This is a genomic window from Streptomyces sp. S.PB5, assembly GCF_030403745.1.
Taxonomy (GTDB): domain Bacteria; phylum Actinomycetota; class Actinomycetes; order Streptomycetales; family Streptomycetaceae; genus Streptomyces.
In genome coordinates this window covers 1-16274 of sequence record NZ_JAQMWP010000046.1, presented here as the reverse complement: position 1 = coordinate 16274, position 16274 = coordinate 1, and the positions used below count along the sequence as shown (strand labels likewise).

General features: G+C 67.0%; 12 protein-coding genes and 3 pseudogenes. 9 read left to right on the top strand and 6 right to left on the bottom strand.

All coding sequences use genetic code 11. From position 1 onward, the window contains the following. Positions 1-150: 150 nt before the first annotated feature. Both PH203_RS49185 and PH203_RS49180 read left to right on the top strand, forming a co-directional pair. Positions 151-999, top strand: coding sequence for an IS5 family transposase (locus PH203_RS49185; protein WP_289929437.1), 849 nt, complete (start codon positions 151-153; stop codon positions 997-999). Beyond that, complete coding sequence (locus PH203_RS49180; RefSeq protein WP_289929436.1) at positions 996-1223, top strand: hypothetical protein; 228 nt, start codon at positions 996-998, stop codon at positions 1221-1223. The genes PH203_RS49185 and PH203_RS49180 overlap by 4 nt, the downstream gene beginning before the upstream one ends. A gap of 180 nt (positions 1224-1403) precedes the next feature. Here the strand turns inward: PH203_RS49180 and PH203_RS49175 are convergent. Beyond that, positions 1404-1736: pseudogene (locus PH203_RS49175) on the bottom strand (transposase); the annotation flags it as partial. A 1004-nt stretch (positions 1737-2740) separates the two neighbouring features. On the opposite strand from PH203_RS49175, the gene PH203_RS49170 reads away from it, so the two are divergent. Next, positions 2741-3673 carry a helix-turn-helix domain-containing protein gene (locus PH203_RS49170; protein WP_289929438.1) on the top strand — a complete coding sequence of 311 codons (933 nt, stop codon included), beginning with the start codon at positions 2741-2743 and terminating at the stop codon, positions 3671-3673. 272 nt (positions 3674-3945) lie between these two features. Here PH203_RS49170 and PH203_RS49165 read toward each other — a convergent pair. After that, positions 3946-4434 (bottom strand): annotated as a pseudogene (locus PH203_RS49165) (transposase); the annotation flags it as partial. A 67-nt stretch (positions 4435-4501) separates the two neighbouring features. Here PH203_RS49165 and PH203_RS49160 point away from each other — a divergent pair. Further along, positions 4502-4980, top strand: a pseudogene (locus PH203_RS49160) (transposase); the annotation flags it as partial. Between the two features lie 551 nt (positions 4981-5531). Here PH203_RS49160 and PH203_RS49155 read toward each other — a convergent pair. The 3 genes from PH203_RS49155 to PH203_RS49145 are packed head-to-tail and all read right to left on the bottom strand — an operon-like array spanning position 5532 to position 12635. Next, positions 5532-6245, bottom strand: a complete 714-nt coding sequence (locus PH203_RS49155; RefSeq protein ID WP_289929435.1) for a hypothetical protein — start codon at positions 6243-6245, stop codon at positions 5532-5534. A gap of 58 nt (positions 6246-6303) precedes the next feature. Then, a complete protein-coding gene (locus tag PH203_RS49150) occupies positions 6304-8577 on the bottom strand; it encodes a glycosyltransferase (protein WP_289929433.1) in 2274 nt (757 codons plus the stop codon). Beyond that, positions 8574-12635 carry an NACHT domain-containing protein gene (locus PH203_RS49145; protein ID WP_289929432.1) on the bottom strand — a complete coding sequence of 1354 codons (4062 nt, stop codon included), beginning with the start codon at positions 12633-12635 and terminating at the stop codon, positions 8574-8576. Before PH203_RS49145 ends, PH203_RS49150 begins: the two co-directional genes overlap by 4 nt. Before the next feature lie 110 nt (positions 12636-12745). Between PH203_RS49145 and PH203_RS49140 the strand changes: the two genes are divergently transcribed. Further along, positions 12746-12925, top strand: a complete 180-nt coding sequence (locus tag PH203_RS49140) for a hypothetical protein (protein ID WP_289929431.1) — start codon at positions 12746-12748, stop codon at positions 12923-12925. Positions 12926-13140: 215 nt separating this feature from the next. Here the strand turns inward: PH203_RS49140 and PH203_RS49135 are convergent, their stop codons facing one another. Next, positions 13141-13821, bottom strand: coding sequence for a haloacid dehalogenase-like hydrolase (locus PH203_RS49135; RefSeq protein WP_289929430.1), 681 nt, complete (start codon positions 13819-13821; stop codon positions 13141-13143). A gap of 131 nt (positions 13822-13952) precedes the next feature. Between PH203_RS49135 and PH203_RS49130 the strand changes: the two genes are divergently transcribed. The 4 genes from PH203_RS49130 (at position 13953) to PH203_RS49115 (ending at position 16249) form a co-directional block, all read left to right on the top strand. Next, positions 13953-14501, top strand: coding sequence for a helix-turn-helix domain-containing protein (locus tag PH203_RS49130; RefSeq protein ID WP_289929429.1), 549 nt, complete (start codon positions 13953-13955; stop codon positions 14499-14501). Then, positions 14501-15166, top strand: coding sequence for a transcriptional regulator (locus PH203_RS49125; protein ID WP_289929428.1), 666 nt, complete (start codon positions 14501-14503; stop codon positions 15164-15166). The genes PH203_RS49130 and PH203_RS49125 overlap by 1 nt, the downstream gene beginning before the upstream one ends. A gap of 96 nt (positions 15167-15262) precedes the next feature. After that, positions 15263-15625 carry a hypothetical protein gene (locus tag PH203_RS49120; protein ID WP_289929427.1) on the top strand — a complete coding sequence of 121 codons (363 nt, stop codon included), beginning with the start codon at positions 15263-15265 and terminating at the stop codon, positions 15623-15625. A gap of 435 nt (positions 15626-16060) precedes the next feature. Next, positions 16061-16249 carry a hypothetical protein gene (locus PH203_RS49115; protein WP_289929426.1) on the top strand — a complete coding sequence of 63 codons (189 nt, stop codon included), beginning with the start codon at positions 16061-16063 and terminating at the stop codon, positions 16247-16249. Positions 16250-16274 lie beyond the last annotated feature (25 nt).

Here is a 16274-nt window from a genome sequence, read left to right as displayed (position 1 = left end):
GATCAAGTCGGGCGGCAGATGAACCTCGGCCTGGCTCCGAGCGGGCCGACTCCCCCTTAGCGCCTGATCATCAATTGCGGGACGGGCCTTAGGGTTTGATGTCGCTCGTGTGTGATTACAGGTCCGTCCGGGCGGTGCTGTCCTGTCCGTATGGAGCGTGCGTCGTATCCGAGTGACTTATCGGACGAGCAGTGGGAGCTGATCGAGCCGGTGATCACCGGTTGGAAGCAGGCGCGGGTGGCGCGGTCGGCAACCGGCGATCCGGGCGATTGTGATCTCCGGGAGGTCGTGAACGCGATCTTCTATCAGAACCGGACGGGCTGTCAGTGGCGGTTCCTGCCGCACGATCTCCCGGCCTGGTCGGCGGTGTTCTACTACTTCACGCTGTGGCGCCAGGACGGCATCGACCAGCAGATCCAGGAACTCCTGCGCTGCCAAGCGAGGGAGAAGGCCCGCCGATTAGAGGACCCGTCCCCGGTGGCCATGGACACCCAGACCATCAAGGCGGCGGCCGGTATTCCCGCGACCACGACAGGACCGGACGCCGGCAAGAAGTCGCCGGGCCGCAAGCGCGGGCTCGCCGTCGACGTTCTGGGGCTGATCATCAGTGTGGTGGTGCTGGCCGCTTCCGCACCCGACAACGCCGCCGGCATCAAGCTGCTGGACCAGATCGCCGCTCGGTGCGGGAACCGGCTGGAGAAGGTGCTCGTCGACCAGGGCTTCAAGGACGAGGTGATCATCCACGGTGCCGCGCTCGGCATCACCGTCGAGCAGGTCAAGCGCGACCCGGACCAGAAAGGGTTCGTGCCGCAGACGAAGCGGTGGATCGTGGAGCAGGCGAACGGCACGCTGCTGTTGCACCGGCGCCTGGCGCGGAACTACGAGCACCGCCTGGACAACTCCGCCTCCCATGTCTTCTGGGCCTCCATCGCCATCATGGTCCGCCGGCTCACCGTGCCATCGCCGCGCTGGCGAGACAACGTCGAGGTCATGGCGTGAACGTCTCCGAGCTCCTGGCGGCCCTCCAGGCCCAGCATGAGGCGGCCGTCCAGGCCGTCACCGACCTGCGCGAGCAGCAAGCGCGCCTGACCGGGGAACTGGCCGAGGCCGAGGCCCGCGTGACGGAACTGGCCACCGCCCGGAAGGTCATCGAGAGCATCACCCCAGCCGACACGGACACGGACGTCGACACCGAGTCGGCCACAGCAATCAGCGCATCCTGACCTTCTTCAATGACCACACGGGACAGGCCGCGCGGGCCCGAGAACTGCACGAACACCTCGACCTCCCCACCGACGAGGCATCCGTCAACGTCACCCGCGCCCGCCTCGGCCGTCTTCTGCGCCAAGGCCATCTCACGCAGCCCGGTCGGGGCCTCTACGAGAAACGGACTTAACGCCCTCTGAGCACGGCGCGTCCGCGCGCAGCCACGGCGACACGTCCACCGCCAGCACCATGCGCCCGCCCTCGAACCGGGGCAACGGCAGCCCGGCGAGCAAGGTCCGCAGCTTCTCGACGTCGATCCGGCCCCGGTTGAGAGCTCCGTACAACGCGCCGTGCCCACGCCGGTGCTCGGGCACCATCGTCAGATCCACCGGCGAGGTGACCGGCCCGTCGACGCACAACAGCGCGTCGGCCAGCTCGAACCTTTCGTCACGCCGGGCGGTCAGACACTCGTAGAACTCTGCTCGGAAGCGTGACGCTTCCTGCCGGACATCCGGGCACACCACACCCATGACAACGGCCTTCGACTAGTTCTCCTCGTGACGGAGCACAGGATCAGACGAAGGCCGCCCTCATGTCCGGCGATTTCCTAGGTGAGCGACTCCGTTCGAGGCCGGAGGGAAAGAGAACAAGCTCAGCTCAGCGAATGCACGAGTAGGCTACGACCACCCACCTCGCCACGCCGTCCGTGTCCGTTGTGGCCGCGATCCGAGGCGTTTCAAGCTGACCCCACACACGAACATCGTAACGGTGCTCCACACCGCCTATCTGATAGTAGCTGTCGGCGCAGTACCCAGGACCGATGTAGTAGCCCTCGGCTTGGGCCCACCCAAGATGCCTGTCCGTTCGCCTGTTTACAGGCAGGATCGCGTCGTAGATGGCGCCACCATCACTCGTTTCGTAGACCACGCCGATACCGACGCTGCTGAAGGACGAGTTGTGGATGTAGCTCCAGGGCGGAGGGGCCGCGGATGCGGGAGTTGCAGTGAAGGGGAGCGCGGCGGCTACCGCCAAGGCAAGCGCCGTCAGACTTCTCAGAGGCCTCATAGTGTCCTTCCCGGGATTGAGACAGGGGAGCTGGCGGCCGCTGGTCCGGTGACGAGAAACGATCTCAGTTTCATCGTCGTTACCTTCGGGTCGCCTGGCGTGCTCGGAGAGCCGCAGAGGGTTCTTCCCCTCTCACTCCTCACCTGGAGTGCTGGTGCGGGTTGCCGCACACATACGGATCGGCTGGCCGCGGGCAGGAACGGTCCTGGCGTACCAGGCGCGAGCGCCCGACGGCCGGCACCGCGAGAGCAGGCATGGCGGGCTCGAGAGTCGCATGCCTTCCCCTGCGGTAGAGGGCTTCGGATAGTCGAAGCCCTCTGGCGTTCATTCGTGGTTGCTCTGGGCACTGACCGTAGGCGCGATCCCTGACTGTGTGGCACCACTACGCGCATTGCGGCTCCCCAGTTCGTGCACAAAGCGGCAGTAGAGTGTTCCTGCGAGCAGGGGCAGTTGGGGGTGCGCCGGTGTGATGGACAGCAGGGGTTTCCGATTACGTGGAACGGAGCCGTTCGAGGCGGCTGTCTCGTCCTTGTTCGGTTCGCTGCGGGTGACGGATCCTGGCCCTCCGGGGTTCCACGCCGTGGTCGACCACGTAACCATTGGGGCACTGATGGTGGCCCGCATCCAAGCCGCTGCCGCGACGGTGACACGGGACACCCGATGCATCACCTCCACCGACGTGGAATGGATGCACCTCACGCTGCATTGCCGCGGCCAGGTCACGGTGGCCCAGGACGAACGGACCACCGCGCTGAAACCGGGTGAGCTGTTCGCCTGTGACAACACGCGGCCCTACCGCATCATCGGTGCCGAGCCCAGCGATATGACCGTGCTCTGTGTTCCCCGCGCGAGTCTGGGCAAGCAGGCGGACTGCATGGGCCGGCGTACGGCACTTCCCATACCCACGCAAGACGGTATCGGCAGGCTTCTCGGCTGCGCACTGTCCGGGATGGAGAAGGACCTCCCCCGTCAAGGCGTAGCACGCACCTATCTGGCCGACGCGCTCACCACGCTCATGCTCGCCGCGTTCGTCGACACCACGCCCGAGCAGGCCTCCGTCGCGAGTCCTCTTGTCGATCGGATCCGCGTCTACGTGCTGGCCCATCTCGGCGACCCGCTGCTCAGTACGGAACTCATCGCTCGCCGGCACCACATCTCGGTCCGCCACCTGCATGCACTGTTCAAAGGCTACGACCTGACCTTCGCCGCCTGGGTCCGGCATGAACGCCTGCTACGGATCCGCCGTGACCTGCTTGACCCCGCCTGCGCAGACCGCTCCACGGCCGCGATCGCGGCACGGTGGGGAGTGCTCGACACCAAACATCTCGGCAGGGCATTGAAACGGGAGTTCGGCGAAACCGTCAGCGACCTACGGAGTGGCCAACAGAACGGCTATCGGTAGATCGTCCAATCTGCTTGCAGAGATCAAGTCCGTGTGCGGTGGTCACCGAGTCGATCAACCTCTGACCTTGTTCGTTTCGGTAGGGCATAGAACGATTTCCCGAACGTGCCCGCTCGCACGAGGGTTCCGGGGACGCGAGATCCTGCGTTCCGGCCAAAGAGGCACCTGGCCAGCACGAAGGCCGCCCCCTACATCCGGCGAACCCCAGGTGAGCGACCCAGTTCGAGGCAGTGAGGGGCCACCCAGTAAGAGGCCGCGCGGATGGCGTGCGGTCATGGTCGGCGGTTCGGGCGTTCGTCCCAGCGGTGAGTCGTCCATGCCCGGCGGATCAGGCTACGCACGGTGATGATCGTGTCGGCGAGGTCGAAGAAGGCGTCGATGACCGTGGTGCGCCGCTCGTAGCAGCGGGCGAGGCGGTGGAAGGCGTTCTGCCAGGCGTGGGTGCGCTCCACATGCCAACGCTGACTGGCCTGGATGGGCGCCTTCTCGCCCTTGTGTGCGATGCGCCCGTGCAGGCCGCGTTCGTCGAGCAGGGCGCGTGTCTTGTCCGAGTCGTAGCCGGCGTACAGGTGCACGGTGATGGTGTCGGGCAGCGGACCCAGGTCGTCCAGGCGGTCCAGGGTCAGGGCGGGGTTGCGTCCAAGCGCCGGGCCGACGAGGTGCTCACCTCTGGGGCTTGCAGGCAGGGTCGGTGAGTGATCACGGTGCGTTCGACGGCGGTGGCCAGGTTGTCCCATAAATGCCACCGGTCGGCGACCTGCAGTGCTCCCGGAGCGCCAGCGCGGGCTGCCTCGGCGTAGGCGCCGGCCCGGTCCCGACATTTCCTTACAGCTTCATTTCCTGCGCAACGCCTTCAGCGTGATCGACCGGGACTCCGGCGAGATGGTCGCCGCGACGATCCGCACCATCTTCACCCAGCCCACCGCCGGCCTCGTACGCTCACAACTGGACACCGTCGCCGACATGCTCGGCACCCAGTTCCCCAAGGTCAAAGCCATGTTGCTGGAGGCGAAGGAGGATCTGACCGCGTTCGCCGACTTCCCGCCCCGACACTGGAGGAAGATCCAGTCGACGAACCGCTGGAACGGGTGAACCGGGAGATCAAGCGCAGGATCGATGTCGTCCAGGTCTTCCCCAACGACGGAGCGCTCATCCGGCTGGTCACCGCCGTGCTCTTCGAGATGCACGACGAATGGATCGCCTTCCCTCGCCGCTGCCTCCCCGAAGGCAGCATGAGCGAGATCTACCGCGAACTCCCCGAAAGCGCCCCCGCACTACCCAACACACCGAACACGCCCGCCAGTTGATTCCCAACACCACGACCCGGGACACGCCCCCCGGGGTGTGCGGTCAGCCAGGCGGCCGGGGTCTCGCTGGTGCGGTCCGGCAACACGTCGATGACCGTGAACTTCTCGACGTCCAAGATGATGGTCCCGAACGTCCGGGACCGGCGGAACGCGAAGTCGTCGACTCCAAGCACCCGCGGACTGCGGGACGGAACGGGTGGTGCGTGCAGCTGCCCGAACAGCCGGGCCCGTCCGGTTGGCGCCGCCAGGACGCGGTACAGCCGTGCCCCCCGGACGGCCGCCCACCGCGAGCGCGCCGGCCCGCCACCACACCTTCACCCAGACCAGGCACGGGCATACTTCGAGGTCAGGCCCTCGACCTGCTCGACGAACGTACGGTGCGGGCAATCCTCAATCGGAGCTGTGCTACGTGGCGATCATCGCCCTGGTCGCCCTGCGCTCCCTGTCCCCATAGGCGGAGGCGGTGTCCGGGCCTATCTGGACTGGGTGGCAGGACGGCCACTGGGCACGAAGGCCCTCTCGGACCGGCCTCATGCACGGGCCGGCACGCGTCATACCTGCGGCCCACCGGCCTGCGACGCGAAGGCCTCTCGCGTCACATCACGCTCGAACGTCGCCCGGTGGAACCCGTATGTGCTGATGTCCGTGACCTTGATGACGACACAGAAGCGGTCCAGCGATGCTAGGCGCTTGGCGACCTCCCGGTAGTTCCGCTTGAGGTAGTGCACGGCGGCCTGGTTCGCCAGGGAGCTCTGCCCGCAGATGAGCACGACGGGGCGTGTGGCCTCCGGCGGAGTGAACCTGGCGACCAGTGTGTGTTCCACATGGTCGTGCTCGAACCGGTAGCGGTGTTCGCCCACGACGATGGCCGCCGCGTCGGGTCCGGGCCCGTACGGGATGATGCCGACGCCCGGCAGGTGGGCCGCCAGGTGTCCACCGGCACGGACGTTGGCATCTCCCAGTGGGCCGCCGATGCAGTACTCGGTACGGTTGTCGTTGCTGCCCCGGAAGTCGTCGCTGGATTCCGTAACGACATCGCAGCCGACCTGACTGGCCAGCGTCGCTACCTCGATGATGGCTCGTATCTCGTTGTGGGTGGCAGCCTTCTTCACGTTGTACTTGTTGCCGATGACGATCAGGCATGTCTCGCCGGGCACCAGGCCGAAGAAGTCGGCCGTGCGCCGCAGTACGCGGGCCTCCTTGCCTCGCTCCCAGAGCCAGACGAACGCGCCGCCGATGACACTGGTCGCCAGTCCGACTAGCACGTTGACTACGAGCGAGTAGATCGCTGCCCCCTAGATTCGGTGATCTCGCAACCCTGTGTCAGAAGCCCATGTCGGTGAGGAGGCTGTCGACCGACCGCGACCACGGCCTCTTCTCGGCCAACTCGACACGGAGCGCCTCGGCTGCCGCGAACTTGTCGTGGCTGTCCGTCAGCATGCCGTCGATCATCCTGGCCCACGTCTCGACGTCGGTGTCGGTGTCGCCCGTCATCGGCACCACCCACGACGCGGCTCGCTCCTCGCCGAGCGCCTCTCTCAACAGGGTTCCGAGCCCACTGGACTCGCTCACGAGCACGGGGGTGCCGGCCTTGATGGCCTCCTGCCCCACGAGGCCGAAGCCCTCGGCCCGGGACGGCATGATGAGGAGACTCGTCCGGATGAGGTCGTCCTCCAGTTCCTCCGGCTCCGTGGTGTACGGCCGCAGCACGATGCGCAGCCTCCCGTTGTCCGCCCACTCGTCCAACTGCTTCTTCTGGGCGACCGCTTCTTCCTCGGGCACACCGCGGACCACGAGTTCGATCGCCCGTTGCCTCTTCTCGTGGCGCCAGCCCGCGACCAGCCCGCAGGCCGCCGCGGCGAGGTCCAGCCCCTTGATGTTCCAGTCCTCGGTGCGGCCCATCAGCAGGACGGTGAGCGGTGTCCCGTTCGGTACCTTGCGCCGTTTGCGGGTGGTGAGGTCGAAGCCGGGGTCGAACTGCAGCGGTTCGGTGTCCTCGTGCCGGGAGAAATAGCCGACGAAGAGGCCATGCAGCCGGGGCCCGACCGCAACGAGTCGATCCGCGTCACGGCCGAGGCTCACCTCGATACGTTTCCGGCTGGTGGCACTCTCCATGGCGTCGTTCTGCCGGTCGAGCTTGAGCCACTCGGTCTCGTCGGGGTCCATGTGCACGAAGTGCAGCGTCTTCGGCCTCGCCTGCTCGAAAACCTCCGCCTGGACCTGAGCGACGGGCCCGGTGATGCGGCCGTGTCCGATCACCAGGTCGGGGACCATGTCCTTGGGCAGTTGCAGCGGGCGCATCATACTGGCCATCTCGTCCGCCCCCGCGACGAGCCGACACCGCAAGAGCGTCACTCCATCGGTCTTGGCCTCCTCGATCTCGCTGTCGGTGGCCTTCACGACAAGGCACAGGACTCGTACCTGCACTCTGGCGAGGGCGAGGCAGAACTCCCGGTTGAACGTGCTCAGGCCGCCGTGCGCGGATCCCCATTCGGTGGCGACGACCAGGGCAGTGCACCGGTGCCGGGCAGGCCGGTGTCGCGGCCGTGGCACCGGCGTGGCGATGGTCGTCGTACGCAGATAGGACGCGAACTCGTCGGAGAACAACCTGACGGAGTCGCCATCGCGCGTGAATACGCCCTTGTTGACGAGGTCCTGCACGTCCTCGGCGGAGAGATCGGAAATCTCCCCGCCGGTGGAGACTCTGCGCAGCAGCTCCGTACCCCGTCCGGACAGATCGAGGTCGATCTCCTCGATGAGCCGGTCGAAGTACGCCTGGAACGCCGTCATTTCCAGGTCGTGGGCCTTGGGTACATCGACTGCGCCCGTCTCCAGGTATTCGTGCACCACGCGTCTGCACAGGATTCCCAGGAGGTAGGGGTGGCTCCCGGACCGGGCGAGGAGTTCAGGCCGGACCTCGCGGAGGCTGATTCCCGCGGTCCGTGCCTGGTCGAGCAGCGCTGACACTTCGTCGGTCTCCAGAAGACCGACGTGACACTGTGCGGACATGACGCCGTCGAGCCGTGACCCCCCGGCCGCGTCCTCCTCGATCTCGAAGACCGAACGGCGGGAGACCGTCACCAGACCCACAGAGAACCGGGCTTCGCTGATCAGTGAACGCAGGAGTTGATAGCCGGAGAGGTCGACCAGTACCCAGGGCGCGCGGTCGAACTCGTCCAGGACCACCAAGACGTGGATACCCCGCGACCGGGCCGCTGCGAAGTAGCTGGTGACCGCGTTCTCCAGGTCGTACCAACCGCGCGCGTTCCGAACGGTGGTGTACAGCCGGTCCAGGTCGGGAATGCCCGGGAACTGCGCGGTGACCTCACTCGTGAGGGCGCGGAACAGTCCGAAGACCGAGTCCAGCTCGACCACGGAGAGCCGGACGACCGCCAGGTCGACTCGGTCCACCCGGCGCAGTGCCTGCTCGACCAGGCTGGTCTTACCGAAGCGGAGCTGGCCGAGGACGCTGAGGTTGCCCGGACGACCGCCAGTCCGCCACACCGCGTCGATCATCCCGACCAGATCTGTTCGCTCGACGAAACCGTCGCCGGCCGGCGCGCAGCCCGCGCCGCTGTATGGATTCGCAGTGCTCACGGGCGTCCTTCCAGGGCTGCAAAGTACCGCCGCAGCCATTCCTCGAACAAACCTACGACGAACTCGTACCGGTCGCCGATCTGCCGGACAACCTCGCGGGAGACCAGATGCTCCAGAAGCTGCGGTGCGAGGTCCCCCTCATGGCAGCGCCGGATCTTCTCACGTGACGCGGGCCCGTCTTGACAGGCCCGGGCAACGGCGATCACTGCGGCACTTAGTTCGGCCTGGGTCCAGCGCGTGTCGCCGGCGTCGGGCGACTCCAGGGCGTCGAATTGTCCTCGCTTCAGCGTGTCCAGCAGTTGCCGCGTCACCTGGCGCACGTCGGCGTCCGTGGCCATGGTGGCGTGCTCCTTGTTCATGTGCTGGACGAGCCCGTAGCAGATCTTCTGGATGTAGTAGGGATTCCCGCCCGTGAGCCGGAGAATCTCGCTGACGGCCCGGTCATGATGGCGGCTGACCGGGCCCTGCGGAGTGTCAAGCAGGACCGGCTGCTGGATGAGTGCTCGGGCGTCGGGTTCGGCGAGGCAGGTGACCCGTTCAAGGCCGAAGACGCTGAAGGCGTTCGGGTCCTCCTCGATAAGACGTTCCAGATGCGCCTGCCCCACCAGCACCAAATGGAACAGCCGACGTTCGACGATGGCCTTGAACGTCTGCATGAAGGACGGGGGCACTCGCTTCTCACGGATCCACTGGTCCATGTACTGGAACTCGTCGATGAAGACCACCCAGGGTGGGCTGTCGGGCCGTGCGGAACGATAGTTCCTGAACAATCGGGTGCAGTCCGCGACCGGGTCCGGGCTCTCGATCATCGCCTTGCGGTCGAAGCCGTCAGGAATCAAGCGTGGTCCAGCCTGGATGGTCGTGTCGGCGCCCTCGATGATCCGCCACAGCAGCGTGCCCAGCAATGTCGCCTGGTCGGTACCGGACTCCCGCTGCGGGGTGAGTCCGCCCAGGTTCCCGACGTCCACGACCGGTAGCCCGTCGATCGCCGTGAGCCGTCGCATCAGCTCCACGCCGATCGAGGACTTGCCAGTGCGCTTCTGACCGAAGATCGCGATGCCTGCTCCGGGTGTGGACGCGGCACGCAGGGTGGTGCGGACTTTGTCGATCAGCTCGTCCCGGCCGAAGAGCATGTTGGGATCGTTCACCGGGATTCCGGTGTTGCCGGCCGTGTAAGGGTTGGGGTTTATGGCCATGTGGGTTCTGTCCACGGCGAACGTCAGACACGCCCGCCGGACGCCGGGCTCCTCGCTGTCGCGCAGCCGGTGTTGTAGGGCCACCTGCACCTCGATCTCGGCGGCGTCCTGTGCCGCTTCGGTGAGGTCCAGCCGCAGCAGGACGGTGGTCGCCGCCCCGCCGGGCACCGGTGCGGACACTGCCGTCCACTCGTTCCCCGGGACGAGGAGGGCCAGATCTCCAGTGGCGGTGAGTGACGCCCCCTCGACGGGAGCGCTGCGTTCGTCCTCGTTTGCCACCTCGACCGGCACGGTGACGGTTCGGCCCACGACCCGGGCGACGGGCAGGGCCGCGCCGATCCGAGGCTGCGGCGGATACCGCTGGGCCAGTCGGCTTCGCTCGTCGCCCACAAGCTTCTCGATCCACGCGGCAGCGGGCTCGGACAGCTCGACGGACAGGTCCGTCGGGGCAGCGCGCACGGCGGCGCGCACAAACCCCGCCTGCCGGGCCGCCGCCCGCAGCGCGGCGTCCCGTTTGTCGAACTCCGGGTACCGCAAGAAGTCGTCGAGATAATCGAGCGCTCGGGCGAGCACCTCCAGTTCGGGCATCACTGGCAACCGCTCCTTCAGCCGGTCGGCCACCAGTTCCCGGGCATGCAGCAGCGGTTTGGGCTCCAGGACCAGATGAGCAAGGTCGCAGAACTGGTGCACCAGCTCCCGGCGCGTGCGGTGCCACTTGTCGACCGCCGCATCCCAGCCCGTGATGTTCGTCGCCCCGACCGGATCGGTGCCGAGAGCGTCCGCCATCCGGTGGGCCAATTCCGCGTCTCCGCCCACGGCCTCGACGACCAGCCGGGCGGACTCGCGGTGCGCGGCCACCAAGGGGACCAGCAGCGCGCACGCCTTGGCCCCTGCCTCCCGGCAGGCGGTACGCACCGCCCGCACGAACGATTCGTGTTCCCCGGGATCCGCAACGGACCCGAGATACGCGAGGCAGACCATCCGCACAGCGGTGACAGGCAGCCCGTCCGGGTCGAGGTGGCGCAGCGCGGCGAGGGCCAGGTCCCGGGAGGACGCGAGGCTCTGCCCTCGCATGGCGTACCCCAAGGCGATGAGCCCCTGGAAACGGTAAGCACCCGCCTCACTGTGGTCCGCGCGTTCGGTGGCGAGCACGGCGGCCGACAGGAGGGCCGAGGCGTCCGCCTCGGTCCACTCATGAGCCGGGCGCGACTGCGTCCGCGCCAGCAGCCCGTCGATGTCGTCCCGATTGACCGGCCGGTCTTCGTGGCGAGCCCGCCGTAGCAGTGCCGTCGCGGGCGCCGAGTGACTCTTCTCCACGAACGCGGTCAGCGCGTCCGTCGAAAGCTCGGCACCGCGCCGCGGACGCCGCCGGGACAGCTGTGAGCGCAACTCCGGCTCTATCTGCGGACTGACTTCCGCGCAGTCCAGGGCCAGTTGCAGCATGTCGTCAGTGCCGCGCCTGAGGCATGCCTCGATGAAGGGGCTGGCGTCTGCCGAGGCAGCCCAGGTGAGGATGATGTCGCGCCACTGGGGCTCCGCCATGTGCTCGACGAGCAGCCGGACGGATCCCTGGGCGCGGATCTGCTCGGCGGCTAGATAGTCCTGGAAGGCGCGATAGGCGAAAGCGAACTCATCTTTCTCCCGCTGGACGAGAACGCCGTCGTTGACCATCCGCTGCAGGAACTCCGCCGGGCGCAGGGAGCCGGACCTGCGCAAGGCGGGCTGGATCGCCCGCGCGCACTCGACCTCGGGCGCCCGGTCGCGTCCCTGTTCCGTCATGTAGAGAGCCAGCACCCGAACGACCCGCAGTTTTCCCGCGGACGACAGTCCCGCGGTGTCCCCCTCGATCGGCCCGGCCATCTCCAGCAGATGCTTGAGTAACTCTCCGTACAAGACGGCGGGGCTGCTGGGCAATTGGCGGGTCATGCCGTAGACGCGCATCAGCGCGCCGAGCAGGAAGGGGGTTCTCGCCAGATCCAGAACGTCCGGTCGTGCACGCAGTGCGACCTGGTCCGCATGGGGCAGTCGGCGCAGTAGGTACTCGGCGATCTGCTTGTCTGTGAAGGGCTGCAGGGTCAGCACCGAGCCGTCGAGAGTCGGCAGCCAAGGGGTCGTCAGATTCCGGGAGGTGACCAGGAAATCGTTGCGCGGATAACGTTTCACCTGTTCCGTGAGCCAGACCGAGACCCGGGGCTGCTGGATAGGGGCGACATCGTCCAGCGCGTCCAGCAGCACGAGGCATCGGCCTCTGCGGAGCCGTCGCTCAAACCATCGGCTCCAGGCCCTGCCCTCGCTGTCGCCCAGGGAGGCACGGACGACGTCCACGAGCGTGGTCTGGGGATCGGCGACGATGCTGAGTTCGCAATCCCGCAGACGCAGCAAAACCGGCTGGTCTCTCGATGACGTCAGCTCGCCTCCCACCCTCTGCGCGGCGAGTTGCTTGAGCAGGGACGTCTTACCGGTCCCTGGACCGCCGAGCAATGTCAGGACGACAGGCTTAGGCCGCCCCAGGTAGGACGTGATCGGCCGGCGCTCTTGCCGCCCGGCCTCGGTGACGTCGATGCTTGCGAAGGGCTCGTCCGACGACGGATGCTCGGACCCTCGCGTCTCCGAGCCCGTCGCCCCAACGGTTCCAAAAGGAAAGCACAACTCCTTGATATGCAGCAGGTATCGCAATTCGATATCGCTACGCCGACGTAAGCTCTGCCGAACAGAACCACCGAGCATGACGAGCGCGCCGGCGCCGACGACGACGGTCGCTCTGACCGATCCGCTACCCATCGACGAAGCAATAGCAACGGTGGCCACCGCGACCACCCACGCCATCACTTCGCCCAGGCGACTCCCGCGCCTGCCCGCCATACCGGCCCCCGATATCCGCCATCCTGGCCACGCCAACGGCCACGTCCTTCATACCGGTCGCACAGGCCCACGGTGAACTCAATGCCCAGATCGAGATCTCCCGTCCCTGCGTGACGGCCGTCGATTGGCAGGGTGACGTCAAGGCGCACTTGAGCGCTGCGGCGGAGGAGGACATCATTCCGGTCGAGCAGGTGAAGGCGGAGTACTTCCGTGGCATCGCCTTCGGCTCTACTGTCCGGGTGGCCCGGATGCAGGAAGACCGCAGCGGGGTTGTTTCCCTCGCACCGTGAAGTCCGGCCCGGGGCGTCGTCCTGCGCTGCGTGTCCGACGGCTGCGGGAGCAGAGTCTCTCGGTCGCCGTGCGCAGCGCGTCCACTTCACGTTCCGGCGTCGGCCCGGAAGCCATGCCCATCCCTCGCTGGCATCGCCTCGACTTCAACGGCTGAGCGCGCTGACAGTCGTCGACCACCCGTACAGCCGGTCGTCCAGTCCCGGACACACCGCAGCTACTGGCCGTCGCCGCGCACGAGCTTTACGAGCGCCTCTGTGTCCCGCAGGTCGGACAGCACGACCTCCGCGCCAGCGTCCCGCAGTGCGGCCTCGTCGCTACGTCCTGACGCAACGGCGATCACCCGCACACCGTTGGCGTGAGCCCCTTCCACATCGGCCGGCGTGTCACCGATCAACACCGCCTCCTCGACTGCTGCGTCCGCGCGGCGCAAGCAGAGCCTGACGAGCTCGGCACGAACGTCATTGTCCTCGCCGTATGCCCCGAGCTCCCACAGGATGTTCCGGTCGAGCCCGAACACCTGAAGCTTGATCTCGGAGACCGGGCGGATGTTGCCAGAGACCACCGTCTGCCGGATCCCGGCAGCGTCCTCGAGTGCGTCCAGGGCGGCAGCCGCACCGGGCAGAGCGTGGCCGCGCTCTCGCAGTTCGGCGCTTCGCTTCAGATGCTCCTCCGTCAGGGCACGAGCGAAGCGCTCGAAGTCGGCTCGGGTCGTGGACAGACCGTGCAACTTCGCCGTCTCCCGAAAGATCACAGGCTCCGTGATCCCGTCGATTTTGGCCTGCGCACGCATGACCTGCCCGGTGGTCTGCAGGAACGCGGCCGCCGACAACTCGCGGCCCACGCCTCGCGTGTCGATCAGCGTGTGGTCGATGTCCCACAGGACCAGTCGCGGCATCGTGCCTCCCCAACGGCTCACCCATCACAGGGCTCTTACGTGTCACGCGAACGTGTGCGGACCGTGCACACGCCGGAGCACTCCGTTCTACGCTGACGGTACGAGACACAGGCGGGGAAGGGGGCGGAACGGTGATCTCACCGAGACTGCCCGTGGGCGAGAGGGTCAAGTACTACCGGCGGAAGAACGGCAACCGAACTCAGGCGGCCATCGCCGGGCTGTGCGGCATCTCCGAACGCTACCTGCAGCAGATCGAGGCCGGGCAGAAGGTACCCTCCGCCGATGTGCTCGCTCGCCTCGCCGCCGAACTGGGCGTACCGCTGGCCGCCTTGCTCACGGAATACGGCATCGAGGAGTCGTCGGTCCCGCTCACGGCTGCCCCCGCGGTTGCTCGTGCGCTGATGGGCTACGACCGACCACACAGCTCGGCTCCCGCGAGCCCTTCGGAGTTACGGGAACGGGTTGAGCAAGCCTGGCGGACCTGGCAGTCGTCGAAGAACCGGTTCACCGCGGCGGCCCTCGTCCTTCCGGACCTGATCGGCGACGTCGAGCACGCCGTGCGGGTGCACCGCACCGGGACCGACACCCAGGCACGACGTGAAGTCCTGCGCGTGGCCGCCGATTTGTATGTCTGCTGCGCTCGTACTGCCGTCGCGCCGGACGCGTCGACCTGTCCCTGATGGTCGCCGACCGGGCGATCCGAGCCGCGGAGGACGCCGACGACCCGGTGCGCATCGCCGCAGCCCAGTGGAACCTCGGCCATGTTCTCCTCTCCCACAGCGAGCCGGGCGCTGTCGAGGAAGCCAAGGAGGTTGCTCTCCGCGCCGTCGAGCAGCTGCGACAAGCCCCGGTGACAGTTGAGTCCAAGGCCGTTGAAGGGGTGCTCGAACTGGTCGCGGTGGTCTCCGATGCCCGCCGCCGTCACTGGTGGGAGGCGCGTGACCGGCTCGAACGGCGCGCTGCTCCGCTGGCCGAGCAGGTCGGTGAGGGCAACGTTCAGTGGACCGTGTTCGGACCGACCAATGTCGCCATGCACGCGATGAGCATCGAGATGCTCGCCGGCGAAGCCTCCGAGGGACTGCGCGTCGCCGACCGGATCGATACGCACGGCCTGCCCAGCCGCGAGCGGCAATTCACCTTCGGCCTGGAACTCGCCAGGTGCCACGATCTGCGGCGGGAGGACGCAGCCGTCCTCGTCCACTTGCTGGACCTGGAGGACATCTCTCCCGAAGATCTGGCACGCAGCCCTCTCGCATGCAACATGCTCCTGGATCTCCAGAAACGGGTCCGTCCCACCTTCCGACGCCAGGTCGACGAACTCGTTCAGCGTCTCCAGCTCGTCTGACCACGAACTCGCGGTTCCCCCGAACTCTCAGTTCGGGTACCGCTGTTGGTCTGGTCGTACCTTCGCCGCACAGCGCAGCGAAGGACGAGGCAACAGATGATCAACGAAGTAGAAGACATGTTGACCGCGGCCGGTCTACGGCTCGTATCCGTCGGTGTCGAATGGGACACCGTGAAGGTGGAACGGCACCTGGGCGTACGCGCGATCGAACTGCTTGAGGAGCCCGGCGCCGTAGTCGTGGATCCGACTCGCCCCGAACCGGTGCTGTACTTCCTCGTCCCTGCGGGCAGTGCCGCCCACTGGGACGTTCCGGAGACGGACGCACTCGGTTCGAACTCGTACGTGGTCCTGCCGCCGGGCAACAGAGACTCACCGCCTGGCCCGTACTGGCTCATTCCTCGACAGCACGGACTGACAGCGGCAGCGGCGCTGCGACAGGCACTGGAAGCAGCGCAATGAACGCCAAGGCGCCGCCGCTGGACACCGCGACGATGCGCGCTCTGGCCCATCGCCTGTTGGAGCCCGATGCCGCGCCATTGGAATGGTAGAGGGACACCGCAACCACCACCGTCGGGGACACAAATGGCAACAGGACAAGGTCAGGGCGCCCGTTTCAGCGCCGCAATGTTGCACGGCCGGGGCTCGCGCGTGACGCACACGGTGACCGCCGCTCTCGCCTTTCCCCCGGCGGGCGCACGCACAGCTGAGGCACCGACCCTCCTTGCCGAGTCGGAGACGGATCGAGAGGTTGACGCCGGCCAGGAGCCGACCCCGGTACGCCCGCAGTCGTGGCAGCGCAGCTGGCGTATAGAGGCCTGCGTCCCCCGACTTGCTCGCCTGCACGCCCGTACACGGCTGGGCGTGATGGCTTGGTCCGGAAACCGGAACTCCGCCGTGCGGATCATCACCGAAGTCGTACGGAACGCCGTCGATCACGTCGGCAAGGGCATCGTCGAGCTGACGTTGTCCGCTGACGAAGGGTCGCCCGACCGCCGCCGCGCCGGGAGGGCCTGGGTTACCGGGTTTCTTGCAGAAAGCCCCGGCGTTCACGCCGGGGATGAATGCATCTCAAGGCTGCTCTGACGTGCACGTTAGAGCGGACGTTTTT

Bases quoted from the DNA above. Each gene is read 5' to 3' on its own strand.
- PH203_RS49185 (WP_289929437.1), top strand. From the start codon at position 151: ATGGAGCGTGCGTCGTATCCGAGTGACTTATCGGACGAGCAGTGGGAG.
- PH203_RS49170 (WP_289929438.1), top strand. From the start codon at position 2,741: ATGGACAGCAGGGGTTTCCGATTACGTGGAACGGAGCCGTTCGAGGCG.
- PH203_RS49145 (WP_289929432.1), bottom strand. From the start codon at position 12,635: ATGGCGGGCAGGCGCGGGAGTCGCCTGGGCGAAGTGATGGCGTGGGTG.
- PH203_RS49135 (WP_289929430.1), bottom strand. From the start codon at position 13,821: ATGCCGCGACTGGTCCTGTGGGACATCGACCACACGCTGATCGACACG.
- PH203_RS49125 (WP_289929428.1), top strand. From the start codon at position 14,501: ATGGTCGCCGACCGGGCGATCCGAGCCGCGGAGGACGCCGACGACCCG.
- PH203_RS49120 (WP_289929427.1), top strand. From the start codon at position 15,263: ATGATCAACGAAGTAGAAGACATGTTGACCGCGGCCGGTCTACGGCTC.